Source organism: Tamlana sp. I1, assembly GCF_015355625.1.
In the GTDB taxonomy this organism is placed as follows: domain Bacteria; phylum Bacteroidota; class Bacteroidia; order Flavobacteriales; family Flavobacteriaceae; genus Pseudotamlana.
This window is the reverse complement of record NZ_JACLAF010000016.1, coordinates 25062-40040: the sequence shown is the minus strand read 5'-3', so window position 1 is coordinate 40040 and position 14979 is coordinate 25062. Positions and strand designations below refer to the sequence as shown.

The following is a 14979-nucleotide window of genomic DNA, read 5'->3' as shown; positions in this document are numbered from 1 at the left end:
AGCTTATAAAAGAAGTTGTACAACATATGAAAAAATTAACCTGCATAATAATTTTGACTTCTACCATATATTCTTGTTTTGTGAAAAAAAACAGGAATAATCATAATGTTAAATCTTCTGCTTGTAATATAGTTAAAGACAATAAAACTACTTTAAATTATGATTGGTTATTTCAATATAAAAACAAAACAACTAATTCTTTAATTTGGGATCAACGTTTTCATAGAATCCATAAAAAAGTAGTTCCAAGAGAGTCTTTTTCTTATATGCTGGGATTCGAATCTACTTTTACCCATATCTTTAATGAAACCATTGGTGGTCCTCCTGATAATATTGTGTTTAATGAAGAAAGAAACTACTTTGTAATTAGCGCATGCAGACTACATTCCTGTGATGAAAAGGGATTTATGTGGTTTGATTATAACACCGAAAAAGGAATTGTTGGTATTGTTCATTATTTTAACAAAAAAGAAGAATATATTGATTATCCTTTATTAACAATTGCTTCAAATAATTTTAAGAGCAAAAAAGAAATTCCTGAAAGTGCTATTTTAGAGTTAAAAAAATGGCTTCAAGAAAAAAACTTGAAAATAGCACCTAAAGATTGGAAGTTCCATAAATAATAACGTTGTACAACAATGTATAAAAACAATAGCGGTTTTATCGCTAAAACGAAAGTAAGTAAATATAAATAAAGTCAGTGTTTAACCGAAAAGTTAGTTAGTAAAATCCGCTACTTTTCATATACAAGGCCAATATAGGTGATTTTTAAAATGACAATCCGAGAGCTATTAAATACGACAAAACACAGACCTTGGGAAGTTCCAAATGAAAAATGGAAATTTTATCAAGAGTGGAATAATGCTATATTTCTTCATTGGGAAGTGGAATTATCCGAAATAAAAAAGTTTATCCCAAAAGAACTTGAAATTGATCTTTTTGAAGGAAAACCTTGGGTTTCGGTTGTTGCTTTTACAATGGAAAAGATACGACCAAAAAACTTACCTGCTTTCCCGTTAATTTCGAATTTCGATGAGATTAATGTTCGGACTTATGTAAAATCAAACAACAAAACTGGAGTCTATTTTTTAAGTATTGAAGGCGGAAAAAACTTGTCTTGTAAAGTTGCTAAAGGTATGTCTGAACTTCCATATCGGTTTTCAAATATCAAACGGACTGAAAACCAATATGTATCCAATAACTTGCAATTTAAAGACAAATTAAATATTCAGTTTGAGATAGGAAAAGAAATTACTGAGAAAACCGAATTGGAAAAGTGGTTAACCGAAAAATACGTGCTTTTTCAAGACACGGTTAAATCCATTAACACTTTTGAAATTCATCATATAGAATGGCCGTTAAATGAAATTAGCTTAAAAAATTTAGAAGTTAATTATCCGAGATTCAACAAACTCATTAAAAACAAACCAAACTTAATGCACTACTCAAAAGGCGTAAAAGTTATTGCTTGGGGAAAGAATAAAATAGAAAAAACCAGCTACAAAGACTTCTGAAATTAATGACTGGTTTTCTCCTACTCATCAAACTCTTTGTATCTAGATGACGTTGGAATTCTATTCAGATTTTAGTTACGTATATACACGCCAAAAACATACTCAAAACCACTGGTATTTATATGAAGGAAACAAGGAATCGTATCTGTTGATTTACTTAACATTACAAACTTCTTAGTCCCACGCATATTTTGCCCCCTAATTAAAGGCTACATTATTTATATAATTTAGAGAGAAGCAAAAGTTCTAAAATGAAAACGATATAGAAATGCCCGAAAACCTAAATTCATTATTAAACCCAACTGCCCCATTTTGCAATTGAATTTTAGCTTGATTTTTGTGTTTACGCCCTGCCGCAAAAAGAGGTATACTTACAAGGGAAGTAGCTAATCCAACTCCGGCTAAAACAAGACCTTTAGATGAATCATCAAAAATATTCTCTGAAATATTAATTACAACACCGCTAATAAGCATTCCTGCTCCACCTCCTAAAGTTATCCATGCAGCTGTTCTATTTGATTTCATTTTCTTTATATGAAAATCATATTGTTCTTGAGGCGATCTATTTTTTTCTTGAGATAAAACTTGTCCCTCAGAAGTATAATTAAATCCCAATAAAAATATTAGGATTATTGCTATAACTCTAATTGTTTTCATAATAGTTGATTTAATTTCAAAAACATTGTCCTTAATAAATCACTCTTATAAATATAATAAAAATTTAACACACCATAATACTTTTCACATCTAACTAACCTAATACTAGTTGTTTAAAAAATAATACAGAGGTTTCTATACGAATTTTATTTACTAGATTAATTGCTTAACCGCGTAAAATATCTTACACAAATACATTGAAATCCCTTATACTAAAAATTAAGTTGATTGAAAAAACTTTCTTGCTGAATCAAATAATTTTTTTGAAAAATTGAATCTAGAAACGAACTAAATATGGAGCATAATCAACGTTAGATATCACACACAAAATCATTACAGCAAGGGGTATTCCTTTTAATCAGTTTATTTTTACATTTACAAAACCATAAACCACATTCATGAAAGCTGTATCGGTAAGAGAAATTAAAAAAGAATTAAACACCCTTTCTTCGGAAGAACTTCAAGAACTTTGTTTGCGTTTATCTCGTTTTAAAAAGGAAAACAAAGAACTTCTTACCTATTTACTGTTTGAGTCGCATCATGAAAGTGATTATATTGAAAGTGTAAAACGCTATGTAGATGAAGAATTTGAAGCCATAAATCGTGATAGTTTCTTCTACATCAGAAAAAGTGTTCGAAAAATATTGCGCAACGTTAAAAAGTTTGTGCGTTATTCCCAAAACAAAGAAACCGAAGTGGAACTCCTACTCTATTTTTGTCAGCAATTAAAAGCCTTTAGACCATCAATCTCAAAAAGTGCACAATTACAAAATGTGTATAACCGCCAATTAGAACTCGCTAAAAAAATTATTGGTACGCTGCATGAAGATTTACAGTATGATTACAATATCATGCTTGAAGAACTATAGCATTCACAACAAAAAAATATTCAATAATTAACAATAGAGGTTCTTTATTAATGCCACACAAAGTTTATATTTGTTGTTAATTTTGAAAAAAAATTCTTAAAAACTAACGTAAATTTATAAATGAAATATTCAATTTTCAAATTCCTAAGCTTAAGCTTAATCGTTTTATTTTCGGGATGTTCTGGTGTTAAAGAAGTTAACCATTGGACCTCTAAAGATGTAGCTACAATTAAAACTAAAAACATTTTAGTTATTGTTAAAGCTAAAAAAGAAAAAATTAGAGAATCCTATGAAAAACAGATTACCAAACAACTTCGCGCAGAGAAATTAAGTGCAACTTCTAGCTATGAAAAATTTCCTGAATTAAATCCGAATGATACATTAACCAAAGCCCAAATTTCAGAAATTAAAGCAAAGCTGAAAAAAGAAGGTTTTAATGGTATTGTTTACAGTAGAGTGATTGGCGTTGAAAAACTTTCTAAAACAACTGTTTCTGGTGGACATGAAGCGGGTGCAACCATTGGAAACTATACCAATTTATATTACATGGGCTTTTTTGGCTATTACGGCAGTACTTTACCACCACCAAGTTTTGCTGGTGTTTACGAACCTGTAGAAATGGATACCCAAACAGCTAAAATTTATATTTTAGAAACCGTTGTTTTCAATTTAGATTTAGAAGATAAAGAGCAATTAGTAGCCTCGGTAACTTCTAAAATTGATAACCTAGAAACAGGTCATAATTTAGCTAAAGACTATGCTAAAACCATTATAAATGGTGTGAAGAAGAAATAATTAAATTAAGGTTCTTTTTCCCTCAAACATCTTTAATATTATTTTACACTTATAATTAATTAATCATCCTTCTTAAAACAACTATTATGAAAAAAATCAAATTATTACTTTTTCTTATTGCTTTGGCACCTATGTCTTCTGTGTTTGCTCAAACTTTTGAGATTACACCTTCATACGGCTATCAATTTGGCACTAAATTATACTACGGTCAAAACTACATCGCCATTAATGATAGCGACCAATTTGGTGTTACAGCAGGTATGTACGTTAGGCCGAATGTGGTTGCCGAGTTATCTTATTTTAACCACAGTACACAATTAGATATTAAAGATCGTATTTATAGCCCGAACAGATCAAGACTAGCAGACCTTAACATGGATTGGTTTTTCTTAGGAGCGACAAGCTACTTAGGAAGAAACGAAAAAATTAAACCTTTCTTTGGAGGTGGTTTAGGTTTTGTTGTTGCAAGCCCTAAAAACGAAAATCGTGATATTATTAGATACGATATGGAAAATGATACCAGGTTTTCATTTTTTGTAAAAGGCGGAGTTAATATTATGCTTACCGATGCCATTGGGATAAATTTACAAGGTAACTTATTTACACCTGTTGAATGGGGTGGCTTCTATTTAGGTGGAGGAACTGGAGGATTCTCTGGTGGAGTGAGTACACAAAGCACAATCGTATTAGGTGGATTTAGCGGTGGATTAGTATTTAAATTTGGAGCCTAAAAAAGCTATTGAATTTTAAGTAAAATCCTTTTTAATTTATACAAAACACCCTTTATTCGAAATGATAAAGGGTGTTTTGCTTTATAATAATTCTTTTAAAATAACAACTTATGAAACTAGTAGTATTAGATGGTTATACACTTAATCCGGGCGATTTAAGTTGGAAAAACCTTGAAGAAATAGGCGATTTAACTGTTTACGATCGTACGGCATTAGATTCTAAATCGATTTTAGAAAACATTGGTGACGCCGAAATTATTTTTACCAATAAAACACCCATATCAAAAGCAGTTATAGAAAAAGCGCCCCAATTAAAATACATTGGCGTGCTTGCCACGGGCTATAATATTATTGATGTTGACGCTGCAAAAAAGCAGGGTGTTGTAGTTTGCAATGTGCCATCGTACAGCACAAAGTCTGTAGCGCAGTTTACCATGGCTTTACTGCTAGAAATGTGTCATCATGTTGGCAATCATAATTTAGCGGTGCAAAACGGCGATTGGAGTAAAAGCCCCGATTTTTCATTCTGGAACTATCCGCTTATTGAATTGGAAGGAAAAACCATGGGTATTATTGGTTTTGGCAGTATTGGTCAGGCTACAGCCAAAATTGCTCAAGCTTTCGGTTTAAATATTATTACTTATAGTCGAACAAAACATCCTGAATTAGAAACTGAAACTTGTAAATATGTGTCATTAGAATCTCTTTTTGAACAGTCAGATTTTATCAGTTTACATTGTCCGTTATCGGAAGAAACGCAAGGCATTATCAATAAAAATAACATTGATAAAATGAAAGATGGAGTTATGATTATCAACACCTCTAGAGGGCCTTTAATTCATGAAGAGGATTTAAAAAACGCCTTAAACTCTGGGAAAGTTGCTGGTACTGCAGTTGATGTGGTTTCCGAAGAGCCTATTAAAACAAACAACCCATTGTTAGATGCTAAAAACTGCATGATCACACCACACATTGCTTGGGCGCCAAAAGAAGCAAGAATGCGCTTAATGGATACTGCTGTAAAAAACATTGAAGCTTTTATTGCTGGAAACCCAATAAACGTTGTGAATAAATAACATCAGGCTTTTATGCTTGTTCTTTTATCATATAAAAAAAAGGCTGTTTAAAAAGTGTTTAAATCCGTCATTCTGAATTTATTTCAGAGACTCATCACAGGAAAAACCTGATTTTATGAGAAACTGAGACAAGCTCAGGTTGACAAAAACTTCACTTTTTAAACAGCCTAAATTAATCTTAAACTCATGCTATAATTAATCGACAGCATCTTCAACGTCGTCGGCAGCATCTTCAATGGCATCACCCACATCATCTGCGGCATCTTCAATACCATCGCCTACTTCTTCTACGCCATCTTCAATTTTTTCACCTGCTGTTTTCTGGTCTCTACAACCTGTAAATAATGTTCCTACAGATAGTATTACTATAAATATATATGCTAATTTTTTCATTTTATTAAATTTTATTGGTTAATAATATTTTCAATTTTATGTTGTTTTAAACTTTGGGACGCCCTTTAATTAGAGATAAAATAAATAATACAATAAAAACAAAGAATAGAATTTTAGCAATTCCTGCAGAGGCTCCTGCGATGCCACCAAAGCCTAATACTCCAGCTATTATTGCAATGATTATAAATGTGATTGTCCAACGTAACATATTTTTTGATTTTTAAGTTAATAAGTATCTTCCATTTTCTTTATCTCCATAAAGAAAGGTGCGCATCGTTTAATAGTGAATATTGAGATTAAAATTTCTTTTTCATAGCAATTTTTAATCTATACAATATCTTCAATTCTTTTAACCGTATTTAAAGCAAGCTTTATATTTATCAACTGGTGTTCTAATAGGTTACCTACTTCGGTTTTCGAATTAACTTTTTCAAGCTGCTTTTCGTATTCGTTAACACTGGCTTTTTCGCCTCTTAAACATTCTTCTAAAATCGCTTCGTCGGTATCCGAACTCAATGTTGTTTTCACATCAATCCAAGCACGGTGGGCGGCTCCTAAAATACTACCAGATGTAACAGGTTCTCCATGCAATTCACGAATTTTACCATCTAACTCTGTTGCAAAAGAACTGCGTTGTTTGGCTTTACTTTGCAACCATTGTTTTAAGGCTACATTTTCAGTTTTAACCATAACTTGCTTATAGCCTTCCTCGGCGTCGTAATTTTTCTGTAAAAGTTCTTGTAAAACCTCTACGGTTTCGGTGTTATTCTTTGTTGTTTCCATGCTTTCTGTTTTTTTTGATTAAAATTGATAACGTATTCCTAATCCAATATCAAAATCTAGATCATCATTATAGGAATCGTTAAAACCTAATTCTGGTCTAAAATCTAATGATAACATTAACGGAATATTAAAATTGTATTCTATACCTAAATCTCCGGCTACTAAGGCAAAAGCGCCATCGTCATTATTGTTTTTATTTTCAAAAGAACCAACTCCTGCTCCTGCACCAACATACCAATTAAAACCACCTTCAATAGGCATAACCCATTGGTATAATCCAACTAATTTGAAAGCGTCTATGTTTTTAGAATCTCGCCATCCCAAATCAAATTCCAAACGGTTATTTGCTTTTAAATAGCGTTGATATGATATTTCACCTCCAAATCCGTCATTATCACCTAAGCGTACACCCAATGCGTTTTTTGAAATGCTTTGTGCATTAAGTGTAAAAATTGAGGTTGTTAGTATTACAGCAGTTATTAATAGAGTTTTCATATTTTGTTCGGGATGTTAATTTTAAATTTTTATTTAAATTTTATAACAACCAAAGCCGAAGCTTTGGCTGATGATTATTCTTCTAAAAGTGTTTCTCTCTTTTGATTAAGCACTTTTTACCTTCTTAATCAGATTTTCTTTGGTGGATTTAATTAGCGACTCCCCTTCTTCTTTTATAGAAGCATATTTATCTGAAGCCGTTTCAATAAACTCATCCAAATTATCTTTTAAATGATCTTTGGCTTCTAAGGATTTATCTGCGATTTTCTTTCTTGTTTTTTCGCCTTTATCTGGTGCAAATAATACACCTAAAGTGGCTCCTACGGCTAATCCTGCTACTGTTGCTAATAAACTATTTGATTTCATAATGTTTTTGTTTTTTAAATTTATAATTTGATTTGTTTTAATTTTTAAACGGACTTTCCGCCTATTAATCTTAGTAGAATAGCGATTACCGCGATAACTAATAAGATGTGTATTAATCCTCCGAAACTGTAGACAAAAAATCCTAATGCCCAACCAATTACAAGGATTACTGCTATGATGTATAATAAACTTCTCATGGTAATTTTTTTAGGGTTAATATTTTGTTTGAATCTTAAGAGGCTTTTAACCAGCTTAATGTATCTTCTGTTTTAACCAATTTTAGCGTTAAAACAGAATCTGTTTTTTTTGAAAGCCGTCTAAAATCTTTATTATTTGTGGTTTTAGATAGTGTTTCAAGCAATTCGATATGCTTCACTAATTTTTCTGTAATGCGTTCTAAATTTGCTTCAACAAGAACACGTGATTCGATTTCATTTAAAGAATCGTTTGCGGTTTGAAAAACAATATTAGAATGCCTAGGAATTGAAATTAGTTTGTCCTGCGCTAAAGCCTCATAAGCATTAAAAATATTTTTATGAACGTTTTCTAAATCGTCTGCTAAGGTTTTTACTTTAGGTACTGGTTTGGCTTCTTTAATGATTTGACACAATTCAATAACATCTAAATTATTTTGTGTTGCTTGAACCAGTAATCGCGCTTCATCTTTTTTAGTGTTTACCTTGCTTTGGTTTACACTAAAAATATTTTTGTTCTTTTTATTTATTATCCAATCGCAGGATATTAAAGAAACTGAAATGAAACACGCGATACTCGCGGTAGTCAAAGTTGCCTTAATATTCATTTTAGATTTCATTTTTTAATACTTTTTCTGTTACAAAGATGCCATGAGTCTTGTTGTTTTTCATTACATCATTTTTTTTAATCGTTATATAATTCGCATCAACTAGTTTCAATACTATAATACTTACTAAATAACTACACTACAAAGTTCGTGAAGAACAGCACTTTTGGCGTTACAGCATTTTTAGGAATGCTTATAGGATTTCAATATTTTTGATGGAAATGTGGTAGTTACAGGGCGGACACCCCTATAATCCCCTCTAGGGGATAACTCTACCAATCTATTTAAAATTAACAACAAAGAGTGATAATACTAGTTTGAAATCAATGTGATAATTCTAAAGCTTCTTGGTTTTAAATATCCCCTGGAGACATATGAGTGTTTTAGTGACAAATAAACTACTTCAAAGGAATATAAACCGTAAACGTTGCGCCTATTCCTGGTTGGCCTTCGGCGAAAATAAAACCTTTATGGTTTTCCACTATTTTTTTACAAATGGATAAGCCAATGCCTGTTCCAGAATATTCGTCTTTATTATGAAGACGGTTAAAAAGGATGAATATTTTTTTAGCGTAAGTATTATCAAAACCAATACCGTTATCGGTGAAAGTGAATTTATGATACGATCCTTTTTTCTTTTTAATTTTAGGCTCGTCTACCGCCCGAATTTTAGAATAAGCAATGTTTATTTCTGGCGTACGTGTTTCCGATTTATATTTAATAGAATTCCCTATTAAATTGATAAACAATTGCTGAAATTGAAAAGGAATCACTTTTATATTGGGTAATTCGTTTGCCTTAATAACTGCCTTTTCTTTTGATATCACTTCGGCTAAATCTTGTTTGGCATCTTCTAACAGTAAATTAAGATCGGATTTTTCAAAAGCTTTATCGGCTTTGTTGGTTCTAGAAAATTGCAACAAATCATCAATAAGTAAACGCATTCTTGTAGCAGCCGTTTTAATTCTATCGATATATTTTAAGCTGGTTTCAGAAACATTTTCAGATTCTTTGTCTTCAAGACGCGATAAAAAAGTTTGAATTTTTCTTAAAGGCTCTTGTAAATCGTGACTTGCCACATAATTAAAGGCCTGTAACTCTTTATTGTTGCGCTCTAACTCGTGATTACGCTGCTCTAAAAGTTTAAAACTTTTAATTTCTTCGGTAACATCGGTTGTGGTTCCAATAAGTTGGGTTTTACCTTCGCTGTTTACTACTTTTTTAGCAAAAGCTTTTAAATGCCTTACTTTTCCAGATTTGTGTACCACTCTAAAATAAGTAAATGGTAAATTTTCAGAAGCCATCATTTTCTCAACAGCTTTATTTAATTTTTTAACATCCTTAGGGTGTACAAATTCCATGAATTTTTCTAGAGAAGGCAGAAAAGCATGAGGTTCTTCACCCAATAATCGGTACAAGTTATCAGAATAAATATAAGTGTCTTCTTCAACATTCCAGATCCAATTTCCGTGGTTACTTACAATTTCAGATAAATTTGTAGACTCTTTGAACATTTCCAATTGCATGTTCGATTTTTTCAGCCTTTTTAAATTTGAAGCAATTTTTGCATAAGCGCCATACATAAGTAATAAAGCCATTAACAGTACAAAATATAAAAATATAGGCGTAACTTTTAAGTTTTTATGCAGTTCGACTTGCTGCGCTTCTAAAGATTTATTTTCAAGAAGAATCATTTCTTTAATCTTATTTCGAACTGCTTCCATAGCATTTTTACCAGCTAAAAAATTCTCCTTAAACTTAGGATTATTCATATCTGTAGCAGCATAAAAGCTATAAGATTTTTGAAAACAAGCCATTCTTACATCAATCAGCTTATTTAATTCTTTTAAATTTTCAATCTGTTTTGGGTTGTCTTTTGTAAGTTCTCTTAACTCAACAAAACTGTTGTTTATATTTTCCCTTCCAGAATAATAAGGCTCCAAATATTGGGCATCGTTTGTTATAATAGAGCCCCGCTGCCCTGTTTCAGCATCTTTTAAATAAGAAAAAATTTGCTCTAGCTCTACATTAATTTTATAGGTATGCGTTACCAAATCTGAGGCCTGAGATAAATCGCTAATATTCCGGTACGTAATCCCTCCAACTAAAAGAATGACAAACGAACAGGCATAAAAAACGGTTTTTACAAACCAGGGTTTTTGGTAAACTCTATAAGGCATAATCTATAATCTTAATAAAAAATTGTCTTTATTTAATCCGTTTGTATGGTATTGCCAATTTGTGGTAACCACTTCGGAAAGTACTTTTTTTAAAGTTTTAAAACTGCTAGGTTTTTTAATGTAGATATTGGCACCTTGAACAAAGGTTTTCTCGATATCTTCTTCTGAAGCTGAAGTGGAATAAATGGCAATAGCGATATCGTTGAATTTCGAATTTGCTTTAATTTCATTTAAACATTCTAATCCCGATTTTCGCGGCATGTTTAAATCTAAAAACAAAACATGAGGTAAATTGCAGTCTTCAGCATTTAAATAATCCATTAAATAAACACCATCGTTAAAGGTTTTTACTTTGGTACCTATTTTTAATTCTTCAAAAGCATCGGTAAAAAACATACGATCATCTTCATCATCGTCTGCTAAAATTATATGAATGTAATCTTTTTGCATAGTTGGTTATTGTTGTTGACTTATCTCGCGTCTTTTAGAAATAATACGTTGAAATGCTGAAGGCGTTATGCCTGTTGTTTTTTTAAATTGTGTGCTTAAATGCGCCACGCTAGAATAATTAAGTTTGAAAGCGATTTCGGTTAAACTCAAATTATTTTTTATGATAAGCTGTTTGGCATATTCAATTTTTTGAAGAATAATAAAGTTTTCAATGGATGTATAGGTAATTTCAGAAAACAAATTAGATAAATACCCATAACTATGGTCTAAAGTATCTGCCAAATACGCCGATGTTTTTACGTTAACTTCGGTGTCTTCATTAAAAACCATATCGATAATGGTATCTTTTATTTTTTGCACCAAAACACTCTTTTGGTTTTCAACAATTTCAATATTGTAGGCTTGTAAAGTATCGGCAAGATCTTGTTTTTTATCTGGGCTTAGTTTTTGTAGAAGTTCAACTTCACCAAAACCTGTGAGGTTATACTTTATATCATGAGCTTGTAGGCTGTCTTCAAGAACTTTTTTACAAACAGCATGAAAATCAAATTTTAAATATACAGTCATATTTTAGGCGTTGTTGCAGTAAATGTATAACAATATTACTGTTTTTTTCTAATTTCTTTCCAACGTTTTAGGCGTGTTCGCGCTGTACTTTGAAGATGCTGATCTACAGGTTCGCCCAATAAAAAACCATAAGCTTGATACCCTGGTGTGTAATCAAAAATAATTTTTAATGAGGCCATAATAGGTAACGCGACAATCATCCCAGAAATCCCCCAAAGCATGGAAAATATTATTAAGGAAACTATGGCTGCAAAAGCATTCATGTTTACTTTAGAGCCTGTTATTTTAGGCGTGATAAAATTGCCCTCTACAAATTGAATAAACCCAAAAATGGCAATAACGCCAAAGGCATACCAAGCACTATCCTTAGTTACTAAAGCTACTACGGCAGGAATTAACGAACCTATAATGATCCCAACATAAGGGATTAAAAGCAATAAAGCGGCAAAAAAACCAAAGAACACGGCGTTCTCTATCCCTAAAATGAGCAATCCTGTGGTGTTTAAAACGCCAACAATTAGAATCACTTTTATTAAACCTATAAGGTAACTTCGTTGTACGTTGTATATTTTTTTAATCATAAAATTCAAAAAGCTTTTAGGCTTATTCTTGAATAATTTATAAACAAAAACACGTAAAAAGCGTCTGTAATACAAAAAGAAAAACAAGTAAATCGGGATTAAAAATAGGTTGCTAAATAGCGATCCAGACTGCGAAATAAAAGCGCCTATTTTTTCAACATTGCCTTTTACTAAGTCTTCAATTTTAAGATCTTTATTGGTTAAAGAATTGCTTTTACTTATGTTTAAAGTCTCTTCAAAATAGTTTATGGCTTTATAATATAACTCTGAAATTTTTGCTGTGTAATTTTCTCCGTTATGGCTTATACTATTAAGTTGTAAATAAATAACCAATACTAATGAAGAGGTAACAACAATTACGATAAAAATGGAAATTAATGTCGCCAATAAACGGCTACAACGTAGTTTTTTCTCGAATATTTTTTGAACAGGAAATATCATAACCGCCAAAATCATGGCCAATAATAAGGGCATGATAATAGGTTTTAATACATATAAAATAAACACAATGGCTATAAAACCAACGATGTTTAATGTATTATGAGATAAACTAATGTTGTTTTTTATTGCCATTGTGTCTGCTTTATTTTAAAATGCCCTAACTACCATAATATTAACCAAATAACCAACCTACAATATAGTATAAAATGGCTTTCGGGCAGTTTATTTGTGCTATTAATTGTGTTGTGTTCTTTAAATGAAATTTGTCAATTCGAGTGAATTTTACGATTGAAAATGAGTAAAATTAGTGTCGAGAATCAAGTTTTAATTTTGAAAAGTGTACTCTCGATACTATTTTCTAAAAAAATTTATTCGAATTGATATTCATTTGAAACTTTCAATCAAAATAAATAACTTCTTAGGAGTTCCATTTTGAGATCATGTCGTGAAATTCATCTTTAGATTTCCCCAGTTTTTGTTGAATTTTTCCAAGAGTTTCTTCCTCTTTACCTTCAACAAGTAATAAATCATCGTCTGTTAAATCGGCATATTCTTGTTTTAATTTACCTTTTAACTCATTCCAGTTTCCTTTAATTTCTGTAGTATTCATCGTTTTTATTTTTAAAGTTAATATTCAATTTTTATGATATATATTTTCTTAACATCCAAGCTTGAGATTCGTGTGTTTGAATTAAAGCGGTTAAAAAATCTACGGTTCCAAAATCTTTAGAACCAGATTCAATCGCTTCAACCATGCTTCTAAGACTTGAAATTATCGCTTCATGATCGCTTTACAATTCTTCTAACATCGCTTTTTGCGATTCGTAACTATCGGATTCTTTTAACGTGGTATGTTCTAAAAATTCTTTCATGCTTCCTATAGATTTACTTCCAAGTTTACTAATACGCTCTGCGACTTCATCTATATTGTGTTCCGTTTCAGTGTATTGACTTTCAAAAAGTTTGTGCAATTCCATAAAACTATTTCCAGATACGTTCCAATGAAATTTTCTAAGCTTCACATATAAAACCATTTCATTTGCTAAAACGACAGTCAGGTTTTTTATGCTTTTTTCTAGTTCTTTTTTTGATAGTCCTATTTTAATTGTCATAATATTTAATGTTTTTTAATGGTACTTATTATTGTCTTCACAAAGGTATGTTCACACTCAAGATTTCCTGTTACATCATTTTTGGAGATTATTATAGAATTACTAGAGTGACTAGTTTTAGGATTAAAAATCAATATGATAAACCATCCCGAATGCCATTGAGGTTCATTTTTCCATCGCTGATAAAACGAACCAATCCTTCATTCATCAAAATAACCCAAAACCTATACTGTAGGAGAATCTCTATTACATATAGAGGTATAAACAGTTTTTATACATTCATTTTAAAACCACAGCCTACCGACTAAAGACTAAAGACTACCAACTAACAATCAATTAATTAGAATTCAAAATCAGTACATTATTGCAATCATATAAACTTTAAAAAAAATCATGTAACACGAAAAGCGGTTTGCGTTTGCATCTTTGTACCAGAAACCATTAAACATTAATTAAGATGAAAACATTAAAAATAACATTAGCAGTTGTAGCATTAGGTGGTACGTTTATCGCTTGTAATGAAGGAAAAAAAGATATGGCACACGCACAAATTGAAACTTATGAAGCTTATATAGATTCTGTAAGTGATGTGGCTACCGATAAAGCGGCCGAAAATTGGGATGCTATTGAAAGAAAACATCATGAATTAGAAAAGGAAGCAAAACATGCCATAGCTTCGGTTGAAGCAGATGCCGAATTAGAGAGAATCTTAGATGAGTCGACTTTAAAATACGAAGCCTATGAAGCTGAAGTCCTTTCGATATATGAAACAAAGGCGTTAAGACAATCTTTATTAGGTGCTAATTACACTGAAAAAGACATGAGTTTTAATTGGATTAACAAAGACAACATTTTAGATGTTTATGAAACCTTTGTAACAACTGTTGAAAATAATAAAGATTCGTATTCAAGAGAAGACTGGGATGAAATCAAGTTGATTTATGAAGCCATTGATACACGCAAAAACACCGTTGAAAAAGAAGGCTTAACAACCGAAGATAATAACGACATTGCAGCTTTAAAATTAAAATTTGCACCGATGTACCAATTAAATAGAATGGGCGCGAAATCAGATGAAAATGCGGCTGCCAAAAAATAATTGCAATTATTTAATATCCAGATTAAGAGGCTTTTTGAAACTTAAACATTCAAAAAGCCTCTTTTTTT

Annotated in this window: 20 protein-coding genes and 1 pseudogene; 7 read left to right on the top strand and 14 right to left on the bottom strand. The window is 31.3% G+C overall.

The window, feature by feature from the left end:
- Positions 1-26 precede the first annotated feature (26 nt).
- Both H6X70_RS14585 and H6X70_RS14580 read left to right on the top strand, forming a co-directional pair.
- Positions 27-623 (top strand): hypothetical protein, encoded by a 597-nt coding sequence (locus tag H6X70_RS14585; protein ID WP_194768432.1) that lies wholly within the window; start codon positions 27-29, stop codon positions 621-623.
- A 150-nt stretch (positions 624-773) separates the two neighbouring features.
- Positions 774-1514 (top strand): YqjF family protein, encoded by a 741-nt coding sequence (locus tag H6X70_RS14580; protein ID WP_194768431.1) that lies wholly within the window; start codon positions 774-776, stop codon positions 1512-1514.
- 246 nt (positions 1515-1760) lie between these two features.
- On the opposite strand, the gene H6X70_RS14575 is transcribed toward H6X70_RS14580, so the two are convergent.
- Complete coding sequence (locus H6X70_RS14575) at positions 1761-2171, bottom strand: hypothetical protein (RefSeq protein WP_194768430.1); 411 nt, start codon at positions 2169-2171, stop codon at positions 1761-1763.
- A 398-nt stretch (positions 2172-2569) separates the two neighbouring features.
- Here H6X70_RS14575 and H6X70_RS14570 point away from each other — a divergent pair, with 398 nt between their 5' ends.
- The 4 genes from H6X70_RS14570 to H6X70_RS14555 all read left to right on the top strand — a co-directional run bounded on the left by H6X70_RS14570 (position 2570) and on the right by H6X70_RS14555 (position 5642).
- Complete coding sequence (locus tag H6X70_RS14570) at positions 2570-3040, top strand: hypothetical protein (protein ID WP_194768429.1); 471 nt, start codon at positions 2570-2572, stop codon at positions 3038-3040.
- A 120-nt stretch (positions 3041-3160) separates the two neighbouring features.
- Positions 3161-3835, top strand: coding sequence for a hypothetical protein (locus H6X70_RS14565; RefSeq protein WP_194768428.1), 675 nt, complete (start codon positions 3161-3163; stop codon positions 3833-3835).
- 86 nt (positions 3836-3921) lie between these two features.
- Entirely contained in the window at positions 3922-4566 is a 645-nt protein-coding gene (locus H6X70_RS14560; protein WP_194768427.1) for an outer membrane beta-barrel protein, read from the top strand.
- A gap of 110 nt (positions 4567-4676) precedes the next feature.
- Positions 4677-5642, top strand: a complete 966-nt coding sequence (locus H6X70_RS14555; RefSeq protein ID WP_194768426.1) for a D-2-hydroxyacid dehydrogenase — start codon at positions 4677-4679, stop codon at positions 5640-5642.
- 195 nt (positions 5643-5837) lie between these two features.
- Here the strand turns inward: H6X70_RS14555 and H6X70_RS14550 are convergent, their stop codons facing one another.
- From H6X70_RS14550 to H6X70_RS14490, 13 genes and pseudogenes are all read right to left on the bottom strand, one after another.
- Positions 5838-6035, bottom strand: coding sequence for a hypothetical protein (locus H6X70_RS14550; protein ID WP_194768425.1), 198 nt, complete (start codon positions 6033-6035; stop codon positions 5838-5840).
- A 46-nt stretch (positions 6036-6081) separates the two neighbouring features.
- Positions 6082-6243 (bottom strand): DUF1328 domain-containing protein, encoded by a 162-nt coding sequence (locus H6X70_RS14545; RefSeq protein ID WP_194768424.1) that lies wholly within the window; start codon positions 6241-6243, stop codon positions 6082-6084.
- Positions 6244-6362: 119 nt separating this feature from the next.
- A complete protein-coding gene (locus tag H6X70_RS14540) occupies positions 6363-6818 on the bottom strand; it encodes a ferritin-like domain-containing protein (protein WP_194768423.1) in 456 nt (151 codons plus the stop codon).
- An 18-nt stretch (positions 6819-6836) separates the two neighbouring features.
- Complete coding sequence (locus H6X70_RS14535) at positions 6837-7313, bottom strand: outer membrane protein (protein WP_194768422.1); 477 nt, start codon at positions 7311-7313, stop codon at positions 6837-6839.
- Between the two features lie 105 nt (positions 7314-7418).
- A complete protein-coding gene (locus tag H6X70_RS14530) occupies positions 7419-7679 on the bottom strand; it encodes a YtxH domain-containing protein (protein ID WP_194768421.1) in 261 nt (86 codons plus the stop codon).
- Between the two features lie 44 nt (positions 7680-7723).
- A complete protein-coding gene (locus tag H6X70_RS14525) occupies positions 7724-7876 on the bottom strand; it encodes a lmo0937 family membrane protein (protein ID WP_194768420.1) in 153 nt (50 codons plus the stop codon).
- Positions 7877-7911: 35 nt separating this feature from the next.
- Complete coding sequence (locus tag H6X70_RS14520) at positions 7912-8493, bottom strand: hypothetical protein (RefSeq protein WP_194768419.1); 582 nt, start codon at positions 8491-8493, stop codon at positions 7912-7914.
- A gap of 386 nt (positions 8494-8879) precedes the next feature.
- On the bottom strand, positions 8880-10661 hold the full coding sequence (locus tag H6X70_RS14515; protein WP_194768418.1) for a sensor histidine kinase: 1782 nt from the start codon (positions 10659-10661) through the stop codon (positions 8880-8882).
- Between the two features lie 3 nt (positions 10662-10664).
- The gene (locus H6X70_RS14510) at positions 10665-11111 is read right to left on the bottom strand and encodes a response regulator (RefSeq protein WP_194768417.1); all 447 of its coding nucleotides are present in this window, start codon (positions 11109-11111) and stop codon (positions 10665-10667) included.
- 6 nt (positions 11112-11117) lie between these two features.
- The gene (locus H6X70_RS14505; protein WP_194768416.1) at positions 11118-11678 is read right to left on the bottom strand and encodes a helix-turn-helix domain-containing protein; all 561 of its coding nucleotides are present in this window, start codon (positions 11676-11678) and stop codon (positions 11118-11120) included.
- A 35-nt stretch (positions 11679-11713) separates the two neighbouring features.
- Positions 11714-12832: an AI-2E family transporter gene (locus H6X70_RS14500; RefSeq protein ID WP_194768415.1), complete on the bottom strand. Its 1119-nt coding sequence runs from the start codon at positions 12830-12832 to the stop codon at positions 11714-11716.
- Between the two features lie 286 nt (positions 12833-13118).
- Positions 13119-13310, bottom strand: coding sequence for a CsbD family protein (locus H6X70_RS14495; protein ID WP_194768414.1), 192 nt, complete (start codon positions 13308-13310; stop codon positions 13119-13121).
- Between the two features lie 31 nt (positions 13311-13341).
- Positions 13342-13812: pseudogene (locus H6X70_RS14490) on the bottom strand (Dps family protein).
- 457 nt (positions 13813-14269) lie between these two features.
- Between H6X70_RS14490 and H6X70_RS14485 the strand changes: the two are divergent.
- Positions 14270-14911 (top strand): hypothetical protein, encoded by a 642-nt coding sequence (locus H6X70_RS14485; protein WP_194768413.1) that lies wholly within the window; start codon positions 14270-14272, stop codon positions 14909-14911.
- Positions 14912-14979 lie beyond the last annotated feature (68 nt).

Coding starts and splice junctions, on each gene's coding strand:
- H6X70_RS14520 (WP_194768419.1), bottom strand. CDS start 8,493: ATGAAATCTAAAATGAATATTAAGGCAACTTTGACTACCGCGAGTATC.
- H6X70_RS14525 (WP_194768420.1), bottom strand. CDS start 7,876: ATGAGAAGTTTATTATACATCATAGCAGTAATCCTTGTAATTGGTTGG.
- H6X70_RS14545 (WP_194768424.1), bottom strand. CDS start 6,243: ATGTTACGTTGGACAATCACATTTATAATCATTGCAATAATAGCTGGA.
- H6X70_RS14540 (WP_194768423.1), bottom strand. CDS start 6,818: ATGGAAACAACAAAGAATAACACCGAAACCGTAGAGGTTTTACAAGAA.
- H6X70_RS14550 (WP_194768425.1), bottom strand. CDS start 6,035: ATGAAAAAATTAGCATATATATTTATAGTAATACTATCTGTAGGAACA.
- H6X70_RS14585 (WP_194768432.1), top strand. CDS start 27: ATGAAAAAATTAACCTGCATAATAATTTTGACTTCTACCATATATTCT.
- H6X70_RS14570 (WP_194768429.1), top strand. CDS start 2,570: ATGAAAGCTGTATCGGTAAGAGAAATTAAAAAAGAATTAAACACCCTT.
- H6X70_RS14560 (WP_194768427.1), top strand. CDS start 3,922: ATGAAAAAAATCAAATTATTACTTTTTCTTATTGCTTTGGCACCTATG.
- H6X70_RS14530 (WP_194768421.1), bottom strand. CDS start 7,679: ATGAAATCAAATAGTTTATTAGCAACAGTAGCAGGATTAGCCGTAGGA.
- H6X70_RS14485 (WP_194768413.1), top strand. CDS start 14,270: ATGAAAACATTAAAAATAACATTAGCAGTTGTAGCATTAGGTGGTACG.
- H6X70_RS14555 (WP_194768426.1), top strand. CDS start 4,677: ATGAAACTAGTAGTATTAGATGGTTATACACTTAATCCGGGCGATTTA.
- H6X70_RS14575 (WP_194768430.1), bottom strand. CDS start 2,171: ATGAAAACAATTAGAGTTATAGCAATAATCCTAATATTTTTATTGGGA.
- H6X70_RS14580 (WP_194768431.1), top strand. CDS start 774: ATGACAATCCGAGAGCTATTAAATACGACAAAACACAGACCTTGGGAA.
- H6X70_RS14500 (WP_194768415.1), bottom strand. CDS start 12,832: ATGGCAATAAAAAACAACATTAGTTTATCTCATAATACATTAAACATC.
- H6X70_RS14505 (WP_194768416.1), bottom strand. CDS start 11,678: ATGACTGTATATTTAAAATTTGATTTTCATGCTGTTTGTAAAAAAGTT.
- H6X70_RS14495 (WP_194768414.1), bottom strand. CDS start 13,310: ATGAATACTACAGAAATTAAAGGAAACTGGAATGAGTTAAAAGGTAAA.
- H6X70_RS14515 (WP_194768418.1), bottom strand. CDS start 10,661: ATGCCTTATAGAGTTTACCAAAAACCCTGGTTTGTAAAAACCGTTTTT.
- H6X70_RS14565 (WP_194768428.1), top strand. CDS start 3,161: ATGAAATATTCAATTTTCAAATTCCTAAGCTTAAGCTTAATCGTTTTA.
- H6X70_RS14535 (WP_194768422.1), bottom strand. CDS start 7,313: ATGAAAACTCTATTAATAACTGCTGTAATACTAACAACCTCAATTTTT.
- H6X70_RS14510 (WP_194768417.1), bottom strand. CDS start 11,111: ATGCAAAAAGATTACATTCATATAATTTTAGCAGACGATGATGAAGAT.